This is a genomic window from Bacillus sp. RE35, assembly GCF_052146655.1.
GTDB classification, from domain to species: Bacteria; Bacillota; Bacilli; order Bacillales; family Bacillaceae_G; genus Bacillus_A; species Bacillus_A cereus.
In genome coordinates this window covers 2309270-2330842 of the sequence record NZ_CP197377.1, presented here as the reverse complement: position 1 = coordinate 2330842, position 21573 = coordinate 2309270, and the positions used below count along the sequence as shown (strand labels likewise).

The window sequence follows — 21573 nt, the reverse complement described above, 5'->3', positions numbered from 1 at the left end:
TTTTACACCCTCTTCTTTGTTAATTTAAGTAATACTTTGCTCAAGCTTTCTTCCGTAAGATCCTCTGCATCAGCAAAATCTGATACCGTAAAAGCAGACTCTGTTGTTGGTTTATTTATAAGTTGACGAAGATGCCTCAACATACCATCTGCTATCACTTGAATTTTTAATTTAGAAAACTGTTCCCTACTATACAGCCAAATAAAATGTAACTTTTCATCCTTCAACATTCCGATAACATCAATTAGATGAGATGGTTTGGAATCTGGAGCATGATCTAAAAATGTAAATCCTGTCTCTTGCATAAACAAAGAGTCCCTTGAAAACACCTGATCAAATTGGCCCAAATAGTTAAAGCTTATTGAAGGCTTTTGCTGATAAAACGGAAGTAATCCTTTATTCAAGTAACGTAAAATACCATAGTCTACTCCGCGATTTGGGATTCGACGCAATTGTTCTTTGACTGCCTTTAACCCTTCAATAGGTGTCTGAGTTCCTTGAAAATTGAGATGAACGGGATAAATACTCGTGAACCAGCCCACTGTCCTTGATAAATCAATACCTTCAATCATCTCTTCTCTTCCGTGTCCTTCTAGATGAATAGAAACGGTTTGCTGATTTGTACAATCGACGATAGCTTGTCCTAATGCCGTTAATAGTACCTCATCAATCCTTGTCTTATGAGTGACTAGAACTTCGTATAACAATGCTTGTGTTTCTTCTATTCCTAAAGTCCTCGTCACTTGATCAATCGATTCTTCTGTCGTTTCTTGTATTGGATAGTCCATTGGAATTTTCATCGTTTCTTTTTCTACTTGTTCATTCCAATAATCCTTTACTTCTTTTGAAATACCCGAATCACTGTATGTCTGAAGTCGTTCAGACCATTCTTTAAAAGATGTACTTTTCGCAGGTAAGCGAATTTCTTGACCTTGTTTCATCTGGTTATATACCACCTGTAAATCTTCCAATAGAATCCTCCATGACACTCCATCTACTACTAAATGATGTATCACCCAGAATATTCGATCATTTTCAGTCAAGTTATCTTCAAAGTACACTACTTTCATTAACGGACCAGTAATTAAATTGAAACTAGCTTGATGAATATTCATCTCTTCTTGTATTATTTTATTCCACTCTTTTTCATTAACTTGATTCCGTTTTACAACATGGAGTACTGACAGCTCATCAGTCCCTTCATTTCTCTGCCTCCACGTTCCGTTTGGTAACTGTTCGTACCGGAAACGTAAAGCATCATGATGTTTCAGTAAATTTAATATCGCTCCCTCTAGTAATTTCACATCCAATCTTTCTTTTACTCTTAAAAGCATTGATTGATTCCAATGCTCTGTATGTGGATGTTCTTGCTCGAAGAACCAGCACTGAATTGGAGTAAGAGGCACATCACCTATCACAATTCCCTGCTCCGCTTGTACTCCCTGCGTTTCTATAGCCACTTGTGCCAGCTCAGCGATAGTTGGGCATTCAAACATTTGCTTTGGAGTAAGTTTTAACCCCACTTGACTTGCTTGAGATATAATTTGAATACTGAGAATTGAGTCGCCACCAATTTCAAAGAAATTATCATAGATTCCCACCTTTTTAACACCTAATACTCTCTTCCAAATGGTAGTTAGTATCTGTTCGTTACTATTCCGAGGGCCAACACATTCACTATTAATCTGCTTTTCCTCCGGCATAGGTAAGGCCTCACGATCAACTTTACCGTTAGCTGTAAGTGGAATAGCTTCCATCGCCACAAATCCCGAAGGAACCATATAACTTGGTAGTTTCGCTTTAAGATACTCTCTCCACGCATCTACATTTCCATCTCCTACAACATATGCTACTAATCGTTTATCGCCCGGCTGATCTTCTCTTACAATTACAACTGCCTCTTTTACATATGCATATGTATTTAAAGTAGACTCAATTTCCCCAATCTCAATTCGGAAACCACGTATTTTAACCTGATGATCAATTCTTCCACGATAATCTAGATTCCCATCTGGCAAATACCTCGCTAAGTCTCCTGTCCGGTATAATCTTGCTTTCAGATCACTACTAAATGGATGAGATATAAAACGCTCTGCTGTTAATTCAGGTCTATTTAAATACCCACGTGCAAGCCCTGCCCCACCAATATAAAGTTCACCATCAACACCTATAGGAACAGGTTGTTGATAAGCGTCTAGTATATACACTTCTAAATCGGGAATCCGCTTTCCAATATTACTTCTTGAAGCCTGCTGCACATCATCTAAAGTAATTGGATAATATGTAACATGAACTGTAGTTTCTGTAATTCCATACATATTAATTAACTGTGGGTTTTTCTCCCCATACCTTTGAAACCACGGTAACAAGCTAGTAGGTTCTAACGCTTCTCCGCCAAATATGACATAACGCAGCTGCAAATTTTTATTCTTATCTTCTTGTTCACACACTTGTATTAATTGTCGAAATGCGGAAGGTGTCTGATTTAGAACTGTGACTTCTTCCTCCACCAATAATTGATAAAAATCCTTAGGTGATCGACTAATCCAGTACGGAACAACAACTAATTTTCCACCATATAATAACGCTCCCCAAATTTCCCATACTGAGAAATCAAATGCATACGAATGAAAAAGCGTCCAAGTATCTTTTTCATTAAACTGATACCAACAATCCGTCGATTTAAATAACCGAATGACATTGTGATGTTCTATCATAACGCCCTTTGGATTTCCCGTTGATCCCGAAGTATAGATTACATATGCCAGATTTTTGGGACCGACACTAGAAACCGGCAAAGTCTTACTTTCTTTCCCAATCTCATCTTGATCACGATCCAGGCAAATCGACTCAACATTTTCTGGTAACCAGTTCAATTCTTTTAAACTTTCTTGCGTTACGAATAACTGAATGCTAGCATCTTCTAAAATATATTGAAGTCGTTGCTCTGGATATGTTGGATCAAGTGGGACATAAGCCCCACCAGCCTTCAAAATCCCTAAAATACCTACAATCATCTCGTGGGAACGTTCAACGCACAGTCCAACTAAAGTATCAGGTCCTACTCCTTTTTTCTGCAGATAATGAGCTAACTGGTTTGCACGTCCATTAAGCTCCTTATAAGTAATTTTTTCTTTTTCATACGTAACTGCAATAGCATTTGGATAAATCATCGCTTGCCGTTCGAACATTTCATGAATAGTTACTTGAGGTGGGACATCCAGTTTAGGATTGTTGAACTCAACTAAACTTTTTCTTTTATCTTCCTCAGAAATGATTTCTATTTCAGCCACCTTCTGCTTTGGGTTTTCAAAAATATTTTCCAGTATCACTAGCATAACGTTAAAGAATCGTTCTATCTCTTCCTTAGAAAATAGCTCCTCACGATAATCAATATGTACATGTAAAGAGTCTATATCAATTAGATTTTCAATATGAACTGCAAAATCTTGTACTTCTTCACGGTTTGGAATCCATAGTGAGTCACCACTTTCATCACGATCCCTATAATCAATCGTAGTTCCGAAAAGTCTCACATTACTGTTATTCTCTTTATTAATCTGCTTTAATAACAAATCAAATGGATATTTCTGGTGTCTTAATGATTTACTTTGTTTTCTGGACACTCTACTAATAAATGAAAGTACTTCTTCTTCTGGATCAATATCCATTCTTAAAGGAACTGTACTCACCATCATTCCAATCAATTTTCGTTCCATTTTAGTCATACGGTTGCCGTAAGCCATTCCTAAACCAATATCAAGCGATGAGGTCCACCGATACATGGACAACGAAAAAGCAGCAACAAAAAGAGTATATAAACTATTTTTGTAATCTTCAGAAATTTTTTCTATCTTTCTCTTCAAATGTTCCGTTAATATAAACGTCTCACGTGATGCTTTTGTACTAACTTGGTACGTATTATAAGGCTTCAATCCAGTCACAGATGGCAGTGTTTTAAATTCCTCTAACCAAAATTTTTGATCTTTTTGAAAGCGACTACTATTCAAGTATGTTTGTTCGTTGGTCAGAAATTGAACATATGAATTTTTAATTTCGCCTTCCTCATTCTCGTTATGCATGTCATAATAATATTTTGCAATCTGCTCAGTAAATATTTGAATTGATAAACCATCCATAATAATATGATGAACATTTCCAAAGACTGCACATTCGTTATCGTTTAATTTTATTAAAGCAAAATAGTATAAATTCGAATTAAATAATGTAAATGTTTCTTTTGTTTTCTGCTCAATCCATTCCTCAAGCAAATTTGTATTCTCCACATTACTGAAATCAAAAAACTCAAATTCTTGTTCTTCATGTTTAATAAAATATTGTTTCGGTTCCTGATGCCCATTTTCTTTTAACCTAATGCACAGACCGTCATTTTCACTGATAACGCGATTCACAACTTGGTTTAATTTTGAATAATTCATTTTCCGATGAAGTTTAAATAAAAATCTTAAATTACATATTCCTTTATCAGAATGAATAACTTCTGTATACCATATTCTTCGCTGCGGATGGCTTAATGGATAGCATTCCTCATTGGTCATAAAAATCTTCCCTTCAAAAATTATTTGCTCTTATAGGTTCGTGTTTATGTTTAGCCCATAAATATTTCTGCAGTGAAACTCCAATTACTCCAATAATAACAAGTCCAATCCCTCCATAAACATAGAGTTGAGTTACTCCAAACAAATGCACTAATGGACCACTCATAGCAGGAGAAATAATTAGAACTGCGTTTGTTAAACTGCTTTGTATACCAAATACTCTTCCTACTTGATCTTGATCGGATTCTATTTGTAAAATGACTTGATTAGATACAAGCATCAGCCCACTTCCGATACCAGCGATAAAACTAATTAAATAAGCTAAAACGAAGACCGTACCGGGCGTTATCAAACCAATCCCCCCAAAACCAATTCCCATTAAAACCATACCTCCACATACTACCCAGCCATATTGAAATTGTTTTAATTTCTGAGTTAGTAATGCACCAAGTATTCCGCCAAGACCAATAATAGAAATGATATATCCCATTTTACTTTTATCATGTGGGAATAAGCTCTTAAATAAAGTTGGGAATTGTGAGTCTACTAATTGTAATACTGCCATGGCTATTGTAACGAAAATCATGGTTGATAATATTATCCGATTAGATAACACATAACCCCACCCTTGTACCCAAGCGGTCCAAGTACTTTGTTTTTGCTTTTCAACAAATTCTTTCGATATAGTTTCTTTAAATTTTATTGTGGGTATGAGAACTAAGGTAGCTAATAAACAACTTATAGCTCTTATAATGAGGCAGAACTCTGGTTGAAACCAGCTCAGCAACATGCCCCCTATAAGTGGGCCTACTATCTTTGTACCCTGCTCTACTATTCCGTTGATACTTACTGCTTTAGTAAGCAAGTCCGGGGATACAATCTGTCTTGTTAGTGTTTGCTGTGCAGGATAATAGAAAACAATAAAAATAGAACGAATCATTAATGCCACTAAGAGCCAGTGGATATCTTGTACAAATAAAAGAGCAATTGTTATTAGACCAACCATTAGATTACAGAACATCATAATTGGAATTTTTCTAAAACGATCCGCAATAACACCTGCCCATGAGCCAAAAATAATTCCAGGAAGTGCATATGCAACAGGAATCAATCCAATCATAGTAGGATCTACTTCCCATTCAAACCCAACTATAGTCATAATCGCTAACATATCAATAAAAACACCAAGCATAAGCAATGAATAGGCAGAGAAAACTTGTAAATAAACCCTATTTCCTAATAGGCCTTTTGAATCAGTAGTTTTCATAAAAGCAAGCTCCTTAGGTTACTAATATAAACGCTTTTGCGTATAAGGTACCTCTTTATTAAACCTAATTAATCAGTATTGACACCTCACCTAGAATTTAACTTCGTCAAAACTCAAATCAGTCTTATTTTTCGTATATTTAAAATAGTCAGACAAACGAAAGCGTACCTATTCCTTCATTTTTATATCAACTGTTACAAAATATATCTTTACCTTACACTAATAACAGCTAAACGTTGCCTTAATATAACCCTTTACAGTCGTTTACACATTCAATTCACATCCTTTTTAAAGTTGGCTTTTTTCTATCTCAAATACTATCACACAAATATTTCACCTACTATATTCATAAAGTTGAAATATTTGAATCAGAAAATTCGGATAAAAAACCAAATCCACAAATCATAACAAACTATTATTTAGTTATATTTTCATTTTATAGATAGCTTTAACCATAAGGGTATTAAGAATTAAGTTTTTTAATTTTATTAACATAATAGTTTAAAGAGACCGTAAATCCAACTAAACAAAAAAAATATACAATAAAGTATATTTTTTCTAATCCTACATATTTTCTATGCAAATTAATTCCAATAACTAAAGTTGATAATAAAAATATAATATTACCAATCACTAATGTACTCATAACAAGAATTGAATAATATAGTATTAATACTTCTGCAGCTACTACCTATTTTATTTATTGGATATTTATACTTCAAAAAAAATTACACATCATTCACAATTAAGATACATACCCAAAATATGATTTGAACGTTTTATTATATTTTAAGATAATATAAAATCAGTTTTTCTATAAGAGAACTTAATTTTTATGTAGTACGAAACTGTTAGTAATACAGTATATACTAATTTAGTTATAAAAACATTTAAAGACCACCTATTTCCATAAGTGATCTTTCTTTGTGATTCTGTATTTGTGCACTACTGTAGAAATATATCGTAGAAACGCTTTGTTTGCTAAATGTTTAGTTCTTTCTATTTACTAAAAAACATAGCTTCATACAATTAATATCATATTCGTTACATTGCAAACTATTATTTTGTCTTCTGTACAGGCAAACTACTAAAAATTAATTCAGCAACTTTTACATATCCTTTTGAGTTTGGATGAATTAAATCCTTAGACCAAAGCGTATTGTCATTAACTAAATGATGATTCCAAAAATCAACATGATGAAGCTTATACTCTCTGCTCAGTGAATGTATAACTTCATTTGCCTCTAATAATTGTTCTTTTATTACTTGTTTTTTTTCAGAAGCAAAAGGAAGCCTAACTGTAAAATCGGGAAGGTTTGCTATAATAATATCAGCCCCTGCTTTACTTAATGTATCTATCATAAATTCCATATCGTTCTTATATGCATCATGATTCCAACGTCCTTTTAAAACATCGTTTGCCCCTGCAATGAGACTAACCAAATCTGGATTAAAAGTTAGCGCCTTTTCCAATTGCTGCGATTGAATTTCTTTAGTTACTAACCCACGCTTTGCAAAATTGGCATATTCTATATCATTTTCACACAGTTGAACAAAATGATCTACCCAGCTTTTTAATGCAATTCCCTCAACTTCATCCCCTATCCCCTCTGTAAAACTATCGCCAATTGCTACAAATCGCTTCCACATATGTATTCCCCCTTTATTGTTAACCATATCTATACTATACAATAGCTCACACCGTAATTGTTATTTCTAAGTGGTTTTCGATTTCAATTATATTCCACTTTACTATATTTACATTTAGAATCTAAAATTGACCGATTCCTAAGTATACTTAGGAATCGGTCATATTCATATATTTACTAAAGAAATAAAATCTATCTAGGAATTATACTTTTTTCAAAAAATTTATTGTTCTTTGTTTTGCCCAGTTGATACATTTCTTTTCGATTAAATGATATGAAACTATAGAAAAAAGTAGTGTCATTGCAATGCACAAAGTAAGAAGGAAAAAGATAGGTATCTTTGTATACAATAGTTTAAATAGTACCATCATGATTGGAAAATGACACAAATAGATACTGTATGAAATTTCTCCTAAATATACAAATACACTCTTATTTAGAAATGCTTTTACTTTTAGGTTACTCATAGCCATTATAATAAATATACTAACCCCCATTACGACACCCCAATCTTTTAATAAGAAAGTTGTATCATTACGGGAAAAACCATAAATTAAAATGGAATATAAATATAGGATAACCCCTAATGCAATAAGAAATCCTTTTTTAAATTTTTTCATATTCCTATATGAGTAGATAAGTTTTTCCTGATACTTAAAAAGTAACATTCCAACCATAAACATAGATGTAAAATGCAGTGTATCAGCATAACCATTATAAAATCCTTCAGCTTTCCCAATATGCAACATATTAAGAACAACACTAATTAATGAAAAGCTCAAAGCAAATAGTATCGTTTTCTTCCAATTCAGTTTATAAAAAAGAAGGAATAACAAAGGAAACACAATAGATATACGCATTTCTTGAGCCAATGACCAAATAACTGGATTATAATTTTCCGTAAAAAAGTTATTAAGAAGCACAAAGTGGTTTAGAATATCTAATTTTGTTATAGACCCTTGCCACCTATCATAGAACCAATCCCGTAATCCTACCACTTCATACGACGAAAATAAAATAAATAAAACAAAGGTAACGATTATCCAAAAATAATAAGGAATATAGATTCTTACAAATCTCTTAATTAAATATCCCCAATAATTTGTTTTTGAATGATAAAGTGCCATAGATAACACAAAACCACTTAGTACATAAAAAACGATAACAGCTTCCCCACCCGCCCATAAAAACCTAAGCGGGGAAAATTTAATAGAATTAGGCAACGATGGTAGCATTAAACAAAAATGTCCAAATACCACAGTAAGTGCCGCTAACCCTCGTATCGAATCTAATTCTTTTATTCTCTTACTCATAAAATGTTCTCCTTGTAAAATATAAATCTTGCTGTTCATAAAGGCCACTATAAGAATGTAGTGTAGAATTGTACATATTGTTTCTTTAAATTTCTAATATAAGCAGTACAAAGTTAATTTTACCTCCATTTCTTTATATACATAATTTAAAACAAAACATTTAATACAAAGAAAAGATTTTATTAAATTTTTATAAAGTGAAACATTTAGTTGTATCCTATAAAATTAGCTTTTTATTATATCAATCGCACTATCCCACATACCACTAAAAAAAGATCCTGTTTTACGCATAAAACGTGTAAACCACTTTGCTTGTTCCACATCAGATTTTGTTACAAGGTCTATTTGTAATGATTTACCTGATAAGAACCCAGGATCTGTATTATCTTTAGGCGAAATAATCATTTTACTAATTGTTACACCTTTTTTAATAGGCGCTTCTTGTTCTTTATTCAATACTTTAAATTCTTTTTTATAAATGTCTTTATTGCCCTTCGACATTGGAAGTGAAACAGCTTGCTTCGTTTGAACTACTACATCTTTGTCTTTTGCATTTGCCACTCGAACTGTTTCATATCCTTTTATTACTGAATCTTTTCCATAGAAATTCTTCACTTCAAAATTCGCAAATCCATAATCGTATAATTTCTTTGTTTCATCAAAACGTGCCGTATGAGATTTTGCTTTTATCACTACAGAAATTAGGCGCATACCATTTCTTTCTACTGTACCAGTGAAACAATCTCCCGCTTCTGGAGTCGTTCCTGTTTTCAAACCATCTACACCTTCATATTGCTTAATTAAACCTTTTAACATCCAGTTAAAGTTCGCCATATCAATTGGATATTTACCACCCTCTTGGAATGTTTTTTTAGGGATTTTTGCTGTATTTAATATTTGGGGGAAATCTTGAATAAGACGTTGCGCTAAAATTGCACAATCCCTTGCAGACATTTTATTTTTCTCGTCTAGAGTTGTCCCTTCTGAGTGATATCCTTTTAAATCTTGATTTGTTAAGCCTGTAGAGTTTACAAATTTATAATCTTTCATTCCAAACTCTTTCGACTTATCGTTCATCATTTTTACAAAATTGACTTCTTTACCAGCAATCTGTTCAACTAAAGCAATTGTTGCACCATTTGCAGAGTAAATTGCCATTGCCTCATATAACTCTTTTACCGTATAAGAGCCACCATTTTCTAATGGAACGTTTGATAATGAACGATCTTGCGAAATCTTATGTGCATATTCAGAGATTTTAACTTTTTGATCCCATTTAAGTTTTCCTTTATCCACCGCTTCATGAACTAAGTATTCGCTCATCATTTTTGTCATACTAGCAATTGCCAATGATTCATCTGCATTTTTTTCATATAAAATTTTTCCGGAATTTGCTTCTATTAAAATTGCTGATCCCGCTTCAACGTCTATAGCAGAAACTGTTTCCGCTGCTGCTCTTCCAAATGTAACGAACATGCTAAAAAATAGTGTAAGCACTGTTACTATTGCAATAAATCTCTTGCAAAACATACCTTTCACTTCTGTTACCTCCAATACCTTTGTACTCAAAAAAACCGTTATTCTAACATAATCTCAAAAAAATAGACAGTGTTCTCAAATTATATATACATATTAGACGTTAGGATCGCTTTCATATAGACCATCTCATCCGACACTTTTAGGTGCCCTGATACTTTGTACTCCCACACATATCCCTATTTTTAATCCCCTTATATTTTTCAAAATGATTCGCACTTTCATATTTTTTAGGATTACAATTAATAGACAATCTAGATGCTACATTTGTTCCATATTTACAAAAAATAAAGTGAAACTTTAATCAGTGGGAGTCTTACTGCCCGTTAATGCTTTATTAGCTATCAAGGATTTTAATTATTCAATTCAGCTATTTGCTAGACCTATATTAGAGATGAATTTTATTTAGTCTAAACTATTAGTTTTTTGTAATAAAAAAACTACACCCTATACTGGATGTAGTTTTTCTAACTGATTTATTTATTTTTCACTTCATTTTTATAAAAAGCAAATAATGGTTCGATGGATGGACTAGATAACAGCGGAATTGCCTTCTCGATCAATTTCCTATCCCAATCAAACCAACGCATTTCCATTAACATATTTATCTCTATATCAGTGAATCGTTTCTTTATTTCCTTAGCAGGATTTCCACCAACTATTGTATACGGCGGAACATCTTTACTTACGACAGATCCTGCAGCAACAATTGCCCCTTCACCAATAGTAACGCCAGGCATTATTATAGCATTCATTCCAATCCAAGCATCACTTTGAATGACTGTATCGCCCTTTGGTTCATATGATTGTTTGATTTGCTCAGCGAATGGATATACTGTAATCCATTCTGAGTGATGATTATGATTACCACCCATTAAAATGACTACCCCACTTGCAATGCAAACATAATTCCCAATAATGAGTTTATCAAGATGCCATCCCATCTGTTCAATTGGATTGAAAAGTGCTTGAGACTTAGCATCTCCCCACAAATACCTTACACAGCCATCTTCAAAATTTTGATGGCTATAATAGCCTGAATAATAGGAGTACTCTCCTACTTCAATGAGTGGATTTGTTACTATATCTTTTATATACTTTGTTTCTGACCAATGATTAAATAATGGATACTTCATAACTTTATTCCTCGCTTCTAAGTATTATATATTTTGCTATTTACTTAGAAGCTTACTACGACAGCTACATTTTTTAGCTTTCTCAAACGACGAATCATTATCTTCAAGCCTTTCTTTTATACTAAAAAAAGCATAACGCAATACATTACACTAGTCAAATTGTGTAATTTTGAACACATCTTAAACAGCGTAATACTGCAATAAGAACATGAAAACACTCTAACTTTGATCCAAATAATATATTGATTACATTCAGTTTATATTTTGTAAAAAAATTTTAATTGCCATGACAAAGCAAACAATAACCACTATTGGTCGTATTAATGACGTCCCTTTTGTAAGCACCATCTTCGCTCCAATATACGATCCTATAATTTGACCAAGCATCATAATCAACCCAATTGTCCAATCGATTTGGCCAAAAATAATAAAATATAACAAAGCAGCGAAATTACTTGTAAAATTCAAGATTTTAGCATTTGCAGTTGCTCTCGTAGCACTATATCCACATAAAAGAATGAATGCTAAAGCAATTAAACTACCTGTTCCTGGGCCGAAGAAACCATCATAAAATCCAAGGAATGGAGCCACTGTTAACGCAAACAACAACATACTTATTTTTCTCGGTCGATCTTCGTTTGCTATATTTGGAGATAATAGAAAATAAAGACCAATAATAATAAGTAAAAAAGGTAATATCATGATTAAATATTCTGCTCGTATCTGTAAAACAAGCCATCCACCCAAAACTGATCCCAAAAAGGTCATTAAGATGGACAAACGCATTTCTTTAAGATTAATTTCTTTCTTCTTAATAAAAAACACTGTTGCCATGAGAGTTCCGCTACTCCCTTGTAGTTTATTAGTCGCTATCGCTACAGAAGGAGACATACCTACTAATAACATTATCGGGATAGTTATCATACCACCGCCCCCAGCAATCGTATCTATCCATCCTGCTAATACAGCTACTAAAAATAGTAGTATAAGTAATTCAATAGTAAAATCCATACAAAGAATATGGGGAGGCTTGAGCTATTATAACCCAAACCTCCCCATCGTCCCTCCTCTCTTTAAACTAGTTAATTAAATCTGTAAAGTAACTTTCTTTTTGATCACGTAATCGACTGGAAACGTATTGTCTGCAAACAATTCTTCTTCCATATTTATTGTTTCCAATCGGGATTTTATATTCTTCCTCAGATAACCTTTCCCTACCATGAGTTACATTTGTTTGTTTACCATAGTATGAATTTGGTATAAGTAATAAATCTTCAGATGTAAGTGGAACCTTATAAGTAGGCGTTGTTCGTAAGAGTTCTAAAAACATGTCAAATTTCAATTTTTCTTCTTCACTTTCTCCCACATAAATTAATCTATTTTCCGCTCCATTCAAACAAGTTGCAATAATATCACCATTATCATCTAAAAATATAATTTGGTTTATTTCTCCTACAAATCCCGATATTTCACCATCAGCCATTCCTGCGATATGAGCAATAGGCATTTTACTTACCGCCAATATGTCATCTTTACTGAAGTGATTTTCTTCAAGATGCTTTTGCAGTAATTTTGGCGTTCCAATATGAGTTTGAGTTTTTAAATTTAACACTCCTTTTAATAAAAGAGCATCAACTCTAGTAAATTTTCCACAAGTAATTTCAGACACTATTCGTTCCACGGATTTATTAAGTCTATTTGATACAATTTCTAAATTCGTATTGAATGTTTTCAATCTTGCTTCAATATCTGATTGGTCTTTCATATCTGTATACACTGTGGCATCATTATGTTGATAAAAGTTCCCGCCACCGGTGCTTGCACCGACATTTCGCAAAACTTCATCGTTGTTTAAAGGTGAAATAAGATGAAATCTATTTTTCCCTGCATGTTCGGATGGGTGAATTAAAGCATCATAATTAAAAAGTGTGGCAAAAAGCCATGTGACCCATTCTGCATAAAAATATTTTTTCATTCTATCGTGTTCGTCTTCGCCATAATTAAAACCTCTGCGATTTTCCCCAGGTAATAGTGTTTCCATAGGATCACATGGAGTATTTTTAATAAGAGTAGGTGGTACGTTTCCGCCACAATTCGCTATTTTTATTATATGTAGTAGGTTTTTCATATCTGAATTCGGATTTTTCTTTGAATAGTCAATCAAACAATTAAGCCACTCTTTTGAAAAATATGCTGCTATTTCTTGATCACAAGTATAAGGATTATGAGTTTTCAATTCATTTTCTATCAGATTCTTCATTTTATCCTTCAATACATTAGGAATGCTAATTTCTTCAATTTCTGTAATCTGCAGTATTCCTTTATTCATTATAAAACCTCCGTTGTTTTATTTTTTATACCCTATCTTCTATTAAACAAACTATCCATTTCTTTTTTGCTCCTTCGCTTTTCGTCAGAGCTATTAGAACTACCGATTTACAAATAAAAAACGTGGATTATAAGAGATTTCTTCTTAGGTACATTTCCCCGACGAACCTCTATTGAATTGGTAAATTTAATTTAAAAATCTCTTTCATTTTCTAAAGTTTTCCTAATTTTAAAATCAGAATTTTCAATACAACTATGTTAACATTAAAAATATAACACGAAACCAAAAAATGTAAATGAATAGTTTTTTTATAAAAAATAGTCAGATTATTCATGAAGTAATTCGTATTCCATTGAACGAACTACGGCCCCTCAATTTTATTGATAACAATAAAAAAACCCCTAAATTGATAGAGGAATTTTTTTCAAGTATATTCTATTTTAAAGTTCTTACTTACCTTTTACCCCGCTATTTGCCGGGCAGTCCGATTGGTTCAACTAATAATCAGTGGGGATGAACAAAACTCCCCCTGATTAAAGTTTCACTTTATTTTAAAAGATATTGCTGTAACTTCTTTATTAACAGTTCCATCCCGTTTGGACTTACAATAATCTTCCCATTCGCTAACGAAATATTGCTGTCTGAAATATCCCCTGTAAGTGCACAAGCTCTTGGAGATTGATATTTTCGTAAAATAATCTGGTCCTCTTCTATAAACATTTCAAGAGAATCTTTTTCTACAATTCCTAAACTCCGTCTTATTTCCATTGGAATAACAATACGCCCCATGCTATCTGCTTTACGAGTAATTCCTCTTGATTTCATAAAATGCCACCCTTTATATTTATCTAATATTACGGTATTTATTTTAGCAATAAACAACAATTAGGAATAGTTCGTATTACAGTACTTTTTTTAGAAATAAATAACAATTAGGAATAGTTTATGTTAGAATTCTTTCTTGTTTATTCTTGATTTTTAATATATTTTTCCTTGATCATTTTTATATATTGTTTTCTTTCAGTTAGTTCAAATATAAATAATGCTTTTTTTATGTCTGTTAAACCAACTTCATTAGAGTGCTGAACTTTCAATAAAATTGCACCTTTTTCAAAAAATAATTCACCTAATAAGTATAAAGTATTCATATTTATCGCTAATTTTATACCTATTTCACTATACTTTATTGCTTCTTCATATTGATTTGCAAGGTGTAAACATTTTGTTAACGTATGAATGAGTCTTAATTTGATTTCTTTTTCTCTAGGAAATTCTATCTTATTAAAATTAATTAAACTTTGTTTTAATATATTTATACTTTTCTCATACTCTTCATTTTCTGCATGTATTATAGCAATTGAATTCATTATGCTTATTTCTTTTTCTGATAAAAAGTTACTACTACTTAAGGTTTGTTTTAGTGCTCTATTTAAAATGTCAAAGGCATTACTTGTTGCTCCATTTACATAATATATAGCAATCGCTTCATGCCATAATAGAAATTGTTTATCTTCTTTTGATTGAAAATTATTCTCATCTTTCTCTTTTTTTACTATTTCGTAAAGCTCATTATATTGTTTTTGTTTCACACAATCTCTCATTACACATTTTACATTTTCAATATATTTTATTTTTTTATTTTTGGTTAGTGCGAATATATAATTTGGATCAATACCAAGTCTTTCAGATAATTGATACAACAATATGCTAGATGGATAAATAATACCTTTTTCTATCTTACTAATTTGACTTTGTGAACATATTCCATGACATAATTCAGATTGTGACATGTTTTTTTTCTTTCTAAGTTCTTTAATAATAATACCAAGATTGTAGAATTCCATCTTTCCTCCCTCAAATGTAACACTTTATGAGTATAAGAATATTTCCCAACTTTTAATGTAATGTAAAATTAATATAGTTACAATTACTAATTATATGGATTTATAGTTTCTTTTACAAACTTATATCACAATACGAGAAATTATTAAAATATGGTTCACTAATAATTAATGGGAGTTTTATTCCCCCCCACTGATTATTAGTCCACTCCAGGCAGGCTTTTACAGGGAGTTCGACTTCTTTGCCACATCTAAATTTTGAGGTAGGAGTCTTACTATCCGCAAATAGCTTGATTAAAATAAATATGATTTTTCACCTTTATTTCTTTTAATAGTTTCTTTTGATTTTTATATAAATAATTTCGAAGGAGCGTATTTTATGAAAAGAATGTTGACCGAAAGAGAGTTAGAAGTGGCTATTTATGTAGCAAAAGGATTTACAGATGTAGAAATTTCAAAAAAAATATATGTTACCCCTCGAAGAATTTCAACGATAATTAATCATATTAAAGAAAAATGGCATATTAATTCTAGAGTGGAATTAGGTATTTTAGTGTATCATTATGGTTTTATAGATGCACCCTTATTTTCAAATAAAGAAAATCATTTATTCGAAAAGGTTGCACAATAATTGGCCAAGTATAATGTGTTTCATTTACAAATAAAAACAGAAAAGTCGCTGAACTTTTATTATTCAAGGTAATTCTGTATTCTGAAGGTAATGGGCATGTATGACTTGCTAAAAGAAAAAATATAGATTGTATTTAGATATTTTAGTAAGACTAATTGTACCAGAAACTTTTAAAATTCCAATAATAGAGGACTCTTTAGACGGTTTATTGAAGGGCTTCAAACGACTTTTAAAAGGTAAAAACATACCTTAGATAATGTTTCTTCCGTAACAGCAAGTATAGCTTTTAATGTAGAAAATTCATCCATTTTGATTAAGCTTTTTTCAAAAAGGGTGGGTTTCTTCAGTTTATAGGAAAGGTATACTTAACTTATAAAGTGAAACTTTAATCATTCAAGCTGCCCGTTAATGCAGGATAAAAAATACAATAAAATAGGTAAAAACGCCATCGCATCTTTACCTATCCTATGGATAAACAGGTTCTCATAAGAAATAGAAAACTTCCCTAAACACTATAAATATATTATTTTAAATTAATTGGTTGTTGTTGAGTAATACAATGGATCATACCACCATTTTTATAAAGCTCTCTTACATCAACCCCCACGACTTTACGATCAGGATAAAGTTTTTGAATCATCTCATTTGCTATTTTATCATTAGGGTCATTATAGTTAGGAACTAAGATAACTTGATTCGCTATATAATAATTAATATATGAACCTTTATAATCAAGTTCCTTTCCGTTTTTTAATGTAACATTATGCTTGCTTAACGGCAGATATACATACTTGTACTTATTACCCTCAGCATCTTTTGCCTGCAACAACTTGTTAATATCTTTATCAGACGTTCCCCATTCAGCTAAATCTTTTTTGTTTAACGTTATAATAGTAGATTTATCGTGGAATTTTGCAAATCCATCAATATGAAAATCAGTAATATCTAAGTTAGGTACTCCATCTAACCAAATAAAATTTGTTACCCCAAGGTCACTAATATATTTTTCAATATCTTTTTCTGACAATTTTGCATTTCTATTTTTATTCGTCACAGCACTTCTAGTTAGTAAAACAGTTCCATTACCATCTAATTCAAATGCGCCACCTTCAAGAACAAATTTATTCCAATCAATTCTTTCAATTCCTAACTGTTTACTAAGATTCTCACGAAGACGAGCATCTTTCTTATATGGTGTTTTCTTTCCCCATCCGTTAAATCCTGGGTCTAATATCTTTAGATTTTTGTCATTATCATAAACAAAAATTGGTCCAGTATCTCTTGTCCATACATCGTCAGTAGGTGCGATAAAGAAATCAATTTCCCCCATATTCACCCCGTGATCTATTAAAACCTCAGTAATTCTTTCTTTTTCTTCTTGATCATATGCAACAATATGAACTTTTTCGCCTTTGCTTAAAGCATTTGTCATTTGAATCCAAATTGGCTCTACTTCTTGCTGATATTTTTGCCCATATGTAAATTCATGAGGCCATTGTAACCATGTTCCTTCATGTTTGCTTTTTTCATCTGGCATTGTATACTTTCCTACTTGTTTTCGCACCTCTACTTTCTTCATATCTTTTCTTTGCGTTTTTTCAATTTCCTTCGCCTGAACTTTCTCAATCCCCTTCCCTAGAGCATAACCACCGAAAATAGATGTGGTTAGTATAGCACTCATACACAAATTCGTTATTTTTTTCATTTCTTAACCTCCTTTTCTGTCTTACTGTAAACCTTTACATAGTGTGAAGGTCAAGCTTTTCTATTTGAATTATTTAAATATTTTAAATGTGAAGTGCAATTTGATCGAACTCTATACAAAACAAGTAAGAATCAACTCTTCCTACTATAATCATCATTTTTCATAATATCTTACACTCTTTTCTCTTGTTATCCTTTTTATACCATGTACTGTATTATTTTTGAAAATAATACAGTACATGAAATTTCATACTAAATACATATATATTTATTCAGTTTATAATTAACTATTCAAAAGCAGTTACAATTCTCTCTTTCATTTTCTGTAATACTTCACTGCTCAATACTTTTTGACCAGCAGGAAGTTTTAATATGGCAGCGGCACCTTTACTAAGGTATATTTCTTGATCATTATTTTGATTTACTACCAATATTCCTTGCCCTTCAAATTCAAAATAACTAATATCTTTTGTTTCATTTGTATTATTCTTTATTGCTGTATATAATCCATATAAATCTTTACTTCTATTTTCTCCGCCCGTTCGAATCGGTTCAGTATCATTCGCAACAATTAGTCCTTCTGGCTGCTCACCCTTCATAATAAACCACAGCTTTTCATTTGTTGGTAATAGTAAATTCTTAAATTCAGAGCTATTTAAAATTTGCTGTGCTGGAATTGTTGCATAGATTGGTAACGAAAATGGAGATGTTGTTATTTTTTCAAAACTTAAATTTTCAGAAGAACTTCCCTTACTATATTGATAATCTTTTAATGCGATCGATTGTACTGATTCACTTTTATTTTTTGATGCATAACTAATTTTACTAGCGAAAATAATAACGGTCATTAAGCACATGCACAATATCACAAGCTTAAGTAGTTTTCCCATTTATGAACCCCCGCTTTTAATATTATTAGTTTGCATGGATATTATAAACAGTTTCACTCCACCAAAAATTATTATTGTTATGGAACGTACTGAAATTATGATTATAATGATCACCATACCAAGGGTCCATGTACGTTATATAATCTGTTCCATTTGTCCCTTTATAAAACCCATCAAGTACTAGAAAGTGTCCGATGTTAGCTCCATTTTGCCACATAATGAGTGCAATCATCGGCTGATTACTATTAATTTGACTTTTGAACCAATCATAAGATTTTGCTCCAGAACTTATAGCTGAGCTAACACCGTATCCTGATAATCCATATTGTATTTCACGTGAAGTTGCAGGATTATTATATGATCCACCCTTAACATACCTAACGTACTGATCTTGTGAAGGAGTTTTCCCAAAATAATTTAAAACTGAAACCGAAGTGCCTGCCCAACACCAATTTGATCTTTCTTGTAATATGTTAGGTACAAATAATTTACGATCTATTGATGTATTTGGAGGATTTCCATTAATATACGCTGACGTTACATATACTTTTTTTCCATCTTTAAAATAATAAAACCAACGATTATCTAAATTTCCTGTCCAATAATCTTTAACCGTTTCACCATACTCCCATCCTTTAAAAGATACTTTTGTATTTCCGGGAATCACATCTACAATATTTGCATTTAAACTTTTTGCCTCTCTAACATTTACATTCAATGGAGCTGTTGTTCCTGAAAATTCAACTTCTTCTGCTATTATTTTCTGAACACCAATAAAACTAAATGTGAAAAACAATAAAAACATACAAACAATAAAATGCTTTCTTTCCTTCATTTCTCCACCCCTTCATCAGTACTAAAAAACATCAACAATTCATCCTTATTAATTGTTCAAGCTTAATATTACATACTAACGAAAAATGACTTCTCATAAAGTGAAACTTTAATCAGTAGTGGTTTTATTCATCCCCCACTGATTATTAGTTAAACCAATCGGACTGCCCGGCAAATTGCGAGATAAATTCCAATACAAAAAAGGAGCCTATAAATTTTTATAGACTCCTTTTTATTTCTTCGTTATTACTTAGCTAATTCTTTTGTACCCTTCATTACATCAATGAAGAATCCCCAGTTATTCACTACAGAAGAGATACTGATATGTTCATCTGGAGTGTGGACGTTAAAAATGTCTGGTCCGAATGAAATTGCATCTAATTCAGGCATTTTTTGAACGAATGCGCTACACTCAATCCCCGCATGCACAGCGAAGATTTCAATTTCTTTATTGTATTTTTCTTGATGCACTTTTTCAAATAAATTACGAATTTGTGAGTTTGGATTGTATGGCCATTCTGGATACTCTGACTCTATTTCAAATGTAGCACCAACTAATTCAGCAATATATTTGATTTCTTCTGTAACATGTTGTTTTAAACTACTTACAGAACTTCGCACTTCGTTACGTAATTTAATTTCATCTTGCAACGTTTCAATAACGCCTAAATTTGTTGAGCTTTCTACAAGACCTTTAATATCCATGCTCATACTTTGAATGCCATTTGGAATTAAGAATAATGATGAAATAAGCTGCTTTTGTGTCTCTTTAGCAAATACTTTTTCAACTTTTTCATCCAATTTTGTCAGTGTAACATGAACATCTGGATCAACAGCACGCATTTCTTCTTGTAATACACGTGTCCATGATTCTAGTTTTTCTTCTACTTGTCCTACATCTTCTGTACGAATTAAAAGTGTAGCTACACTTTCACGCGGAATTGCATTCGTTTTTAATCCGCCGTGAACTTCACTTATGTTAAACTCCGTATGTGCCGATAAATCACGTAATACTCGTCCTAATACTTTGTTCGCATTACCGCGTTGTTTATCAATTTCCATACCAGAATGTCCGCCTTTTAGACCACCAATATATAGACGGTATGCATCCATATTCGCTGGCGTTTCATCCCAAATTACGGGAATTGTTTCAACAGCTTTCGCACCACCTGCACTACTTACAAGTAATTTATGATCTTCTTCAGAATCAATATTTATAAATATCTTTCCTTCAAAATGATTTGGATCAATAGCAAAAGCCCCGCCCATTGTCGTTTCTTCTTCAGTAGTGATAACGACTTCAAGTGCTGGATGCGTAATTTCTTTTGAATCTAATAAAGCTAATGCATACGCAACTGCAATACCATTATCAGCACCTAAAGTTGTTTGATTTGCATATAACATATCCCCAATGATTCTTAATTCAATTGGATCTTTTTCAAAATCATGTACTGTTGCTTGATTTTTTTCGCAAACCATATCCATATGACCTTGAATAATAATAGCTGGTACATTTTCATAACCAGCTGTTGCTTCTTTTTTAATAATGACATTTAATGCTTCATCTTGAATGACTTCTAAGTTACGCTCTTTTGCAAAGCCCACTAAATAATCACTAATTTCCTTTTCATTACCTGATCCTCTAGGAATCTTTGAAATTTCTGCAAAATGATAAAATACAGGGTGCTTTGTTAATTGTTCTAAAGTAGAATACATTTTTCAAGCTCCTTTCAAAATGAAAAAATAGTATGTAAGTCTTTTATCATTATACCATGATTTATTATTTTACCTTTCTTTTAACTTTTATTGTTCATTTTATGTAAAACACTCTTACAACATTGTAAGGGCATTGTAATCTATATCGATTTTTCTCATTTAATAATA

The 21573-nt window shown here is 32.0% G+C and carries 15 protein-coding genes; 1 reads left to right on the top strand and 14 read right to left on the bottom strand.

Annotated elements, in window-relative coordinates; translation table 11 throughout:
- Positions 1-2: 2 nt before the first annotated feature.
- From ACTL4X_RS12110 to ACTL4X_RS12065, 10 genes are all read right to left on the bottom strand, one after another.
- On the bottom strand, positions 3-4559 hold the full coding sequence (locus ACTL4X_RS12110; RefSeq protein WP_086692360.1) for a non-ribosomal peptide synthetase: 4557 nt from the start codon (positions 4557-4559) through the stop codon (positions 3-5).
- Between the two features lie 13 nt (positions 4560-4572).
- Positions 4573-5826 carry an MFS transporter gene (locus ACTL4X_RS12105; RefSeq protein ID WP_000858613.1) on the bottom strand — a complete coding sequence of 418 codons (1254 nt, stop codon included), beginning with the start codon at positions 5824-5826 and terminating at the stop codon, positions 4573-4575.
- A 1059-nt stretch (positions 5827-6885) separates the two neighbouring features.
- Positions 6886-7476: an SGNH/GDSL hydrolase family protein gene (locus ACTL4X_RS12100; protein WP_000265880.1), complete on the bottom strand. Its 591-nt coding sequence runs from the start codon at positions 7474-7476 to the stop codon at positions 6886-6888.
- A 202-nt stretch (positions 7477-7678) separates the two neighbouring features.
- Positions 7679-8827, bottom strand: coding sequence for an acyltransferase family protein (locus tag ACTL4X_RS12095; RefSeq protein WP_025687556.1), 1149 nt, complete (start codon positions 8825-8827; stop codon positions 7679-7681).
- Positions 8828-9013: 186 nt separating this feature from the next.
- Complete coding sequence (locus ACTL4X_RS12090) at positions 9014-10327, bottom strand: D-alanyl-D-alanine carboxypeptidase family protein (RefSeq protein ID WP_000677651.1); 1314 nt, start codon at positions 10325-10327, stop codon at positions 9014-9016.
- A gap of 473 nt (positions 10328-10800) precedes the next feature.
- A complete protein-coding gene (locus ACTL4X_RS12085; protein ID WP_000876937.1) occupies positions 10801-11460 on the bottom strand; it encodes a CatB-related O-acetyltransferase in 660 nt (219 codons plus the stop codon).
- 252 nt (positions 11461-11712) lie between these two features.
- Positions 11713-12471 (bottom strand): TSUP family transporter, encoded by a 759-nt coding sequence (locus tag ACTL4X_RS12080; protein ID WP_000347994.1) that lies wholly within the window; start codon positions 12469-12471, stop codon positions 11713-11715.
- Between the two features lie 67 nt (positions 12472-12538).
- Positions 12539-13789, bottom strand: coding sequence for a hypothetical protein (locus ACTL4X_RS12075; RefSeq protein ID WP_001032358.1), 1251 nt, complete (start codon positions 13787-13789; stop codon positions 12539-12541).
- 546 nt (positions 13790-14335) lie between these two features.
- Positions 14336-14614: an AbrB/MazE/SpoVT family DNA-binding domain-containing protein gene (locus ACTL4X_RS12070; protein ID WP_000842216.1), complete on the bottom strand. Its 279-nt coding sequence runs from the start codon at positions 14612-14614 to the stop codon at positions 14336-14338.
- Positions 14615-14754: 140 nt separating this feature from the next.
- A complete protein-coding gene (locus ACTL4X_RS12065; RefSeq protein ID WP_000397979.1) occupies positions 14755-15633 on the bottom strand; it encodes a helix-turn-helix domain-containing protein in 879 nt (292 codons plus the stop codon).
- 376 nt (positions 15634-16009) lie between these two features.
- Here ACTL4X_RS12065 and ACTL4X_RS12060 point away from each other — a divergent pair, with 376 nt between their 5' ends.
- Positions 16010-16261: a response regulator transcription factor gene (locus ACTL4X_RS12060; protein ID WP_000827555.1), complete on the top strand. Its 252-nt coding sequence runs from the start codon at positions 16010-16012 to the stop codon at positions 16259-16261.
- A 523-nt stretch (positions 16262-16784) separates the two neighbouring features.
- On the opposite strand, the gene ACTL4X_RS12055 is transcribed toward ACTL4X_RS12060, so the two are convergent.
- The 4 genes from ACTL4X_RS12055 to pepD form a co-directional block, all read right to left on the bottom strand.
- On the bottom strand, positions 16785-17966 hold the full coding sequence (locus tag ACTL4X_RS12055; protein ID WP_000724488.1) for an agmatine deiminase family protein: 1182 nt from the start codon (positions 17964-17966) through the stop codon (positions 16785-16787).
- 286 nt (positions 17967-18252) lie between these two features.
- Positions 18253-18855, bottom strand: a complete 603-nt coding sequence (locus ACTL4X_RS12050) for a hypothetical protein (protein ID WP_000517259.1) — start codon at positions 18853-18855, stop codon at positions 18253-18255.
- A gap of 25 nt (positions 18856-18880) precedes the next feature.
- On the bottom strand, positions 18881-19690 hold the full coding sequence (locus ACTL4X_RS12045) for a papain-like cysteine protease family protein (protein ID WP_000664544.1): 810 nt from the start codon (positions 19688-19690) through the stop codon (positions 18881-18883).
- 245 nt (positions 19691-19935) lie between these two features.
- Entirely contained in the window at positions 19936-21405 is a 1470-nt protein-coding gene (gene pepD, locus ACTL4X_RS12040; RefSeq protein WP_000287546.1) for a beta-Ala-His dipeptidase, read from the bottom strand.
- Positions 21406-21573 lie beyond the last annotated feature (168 nt).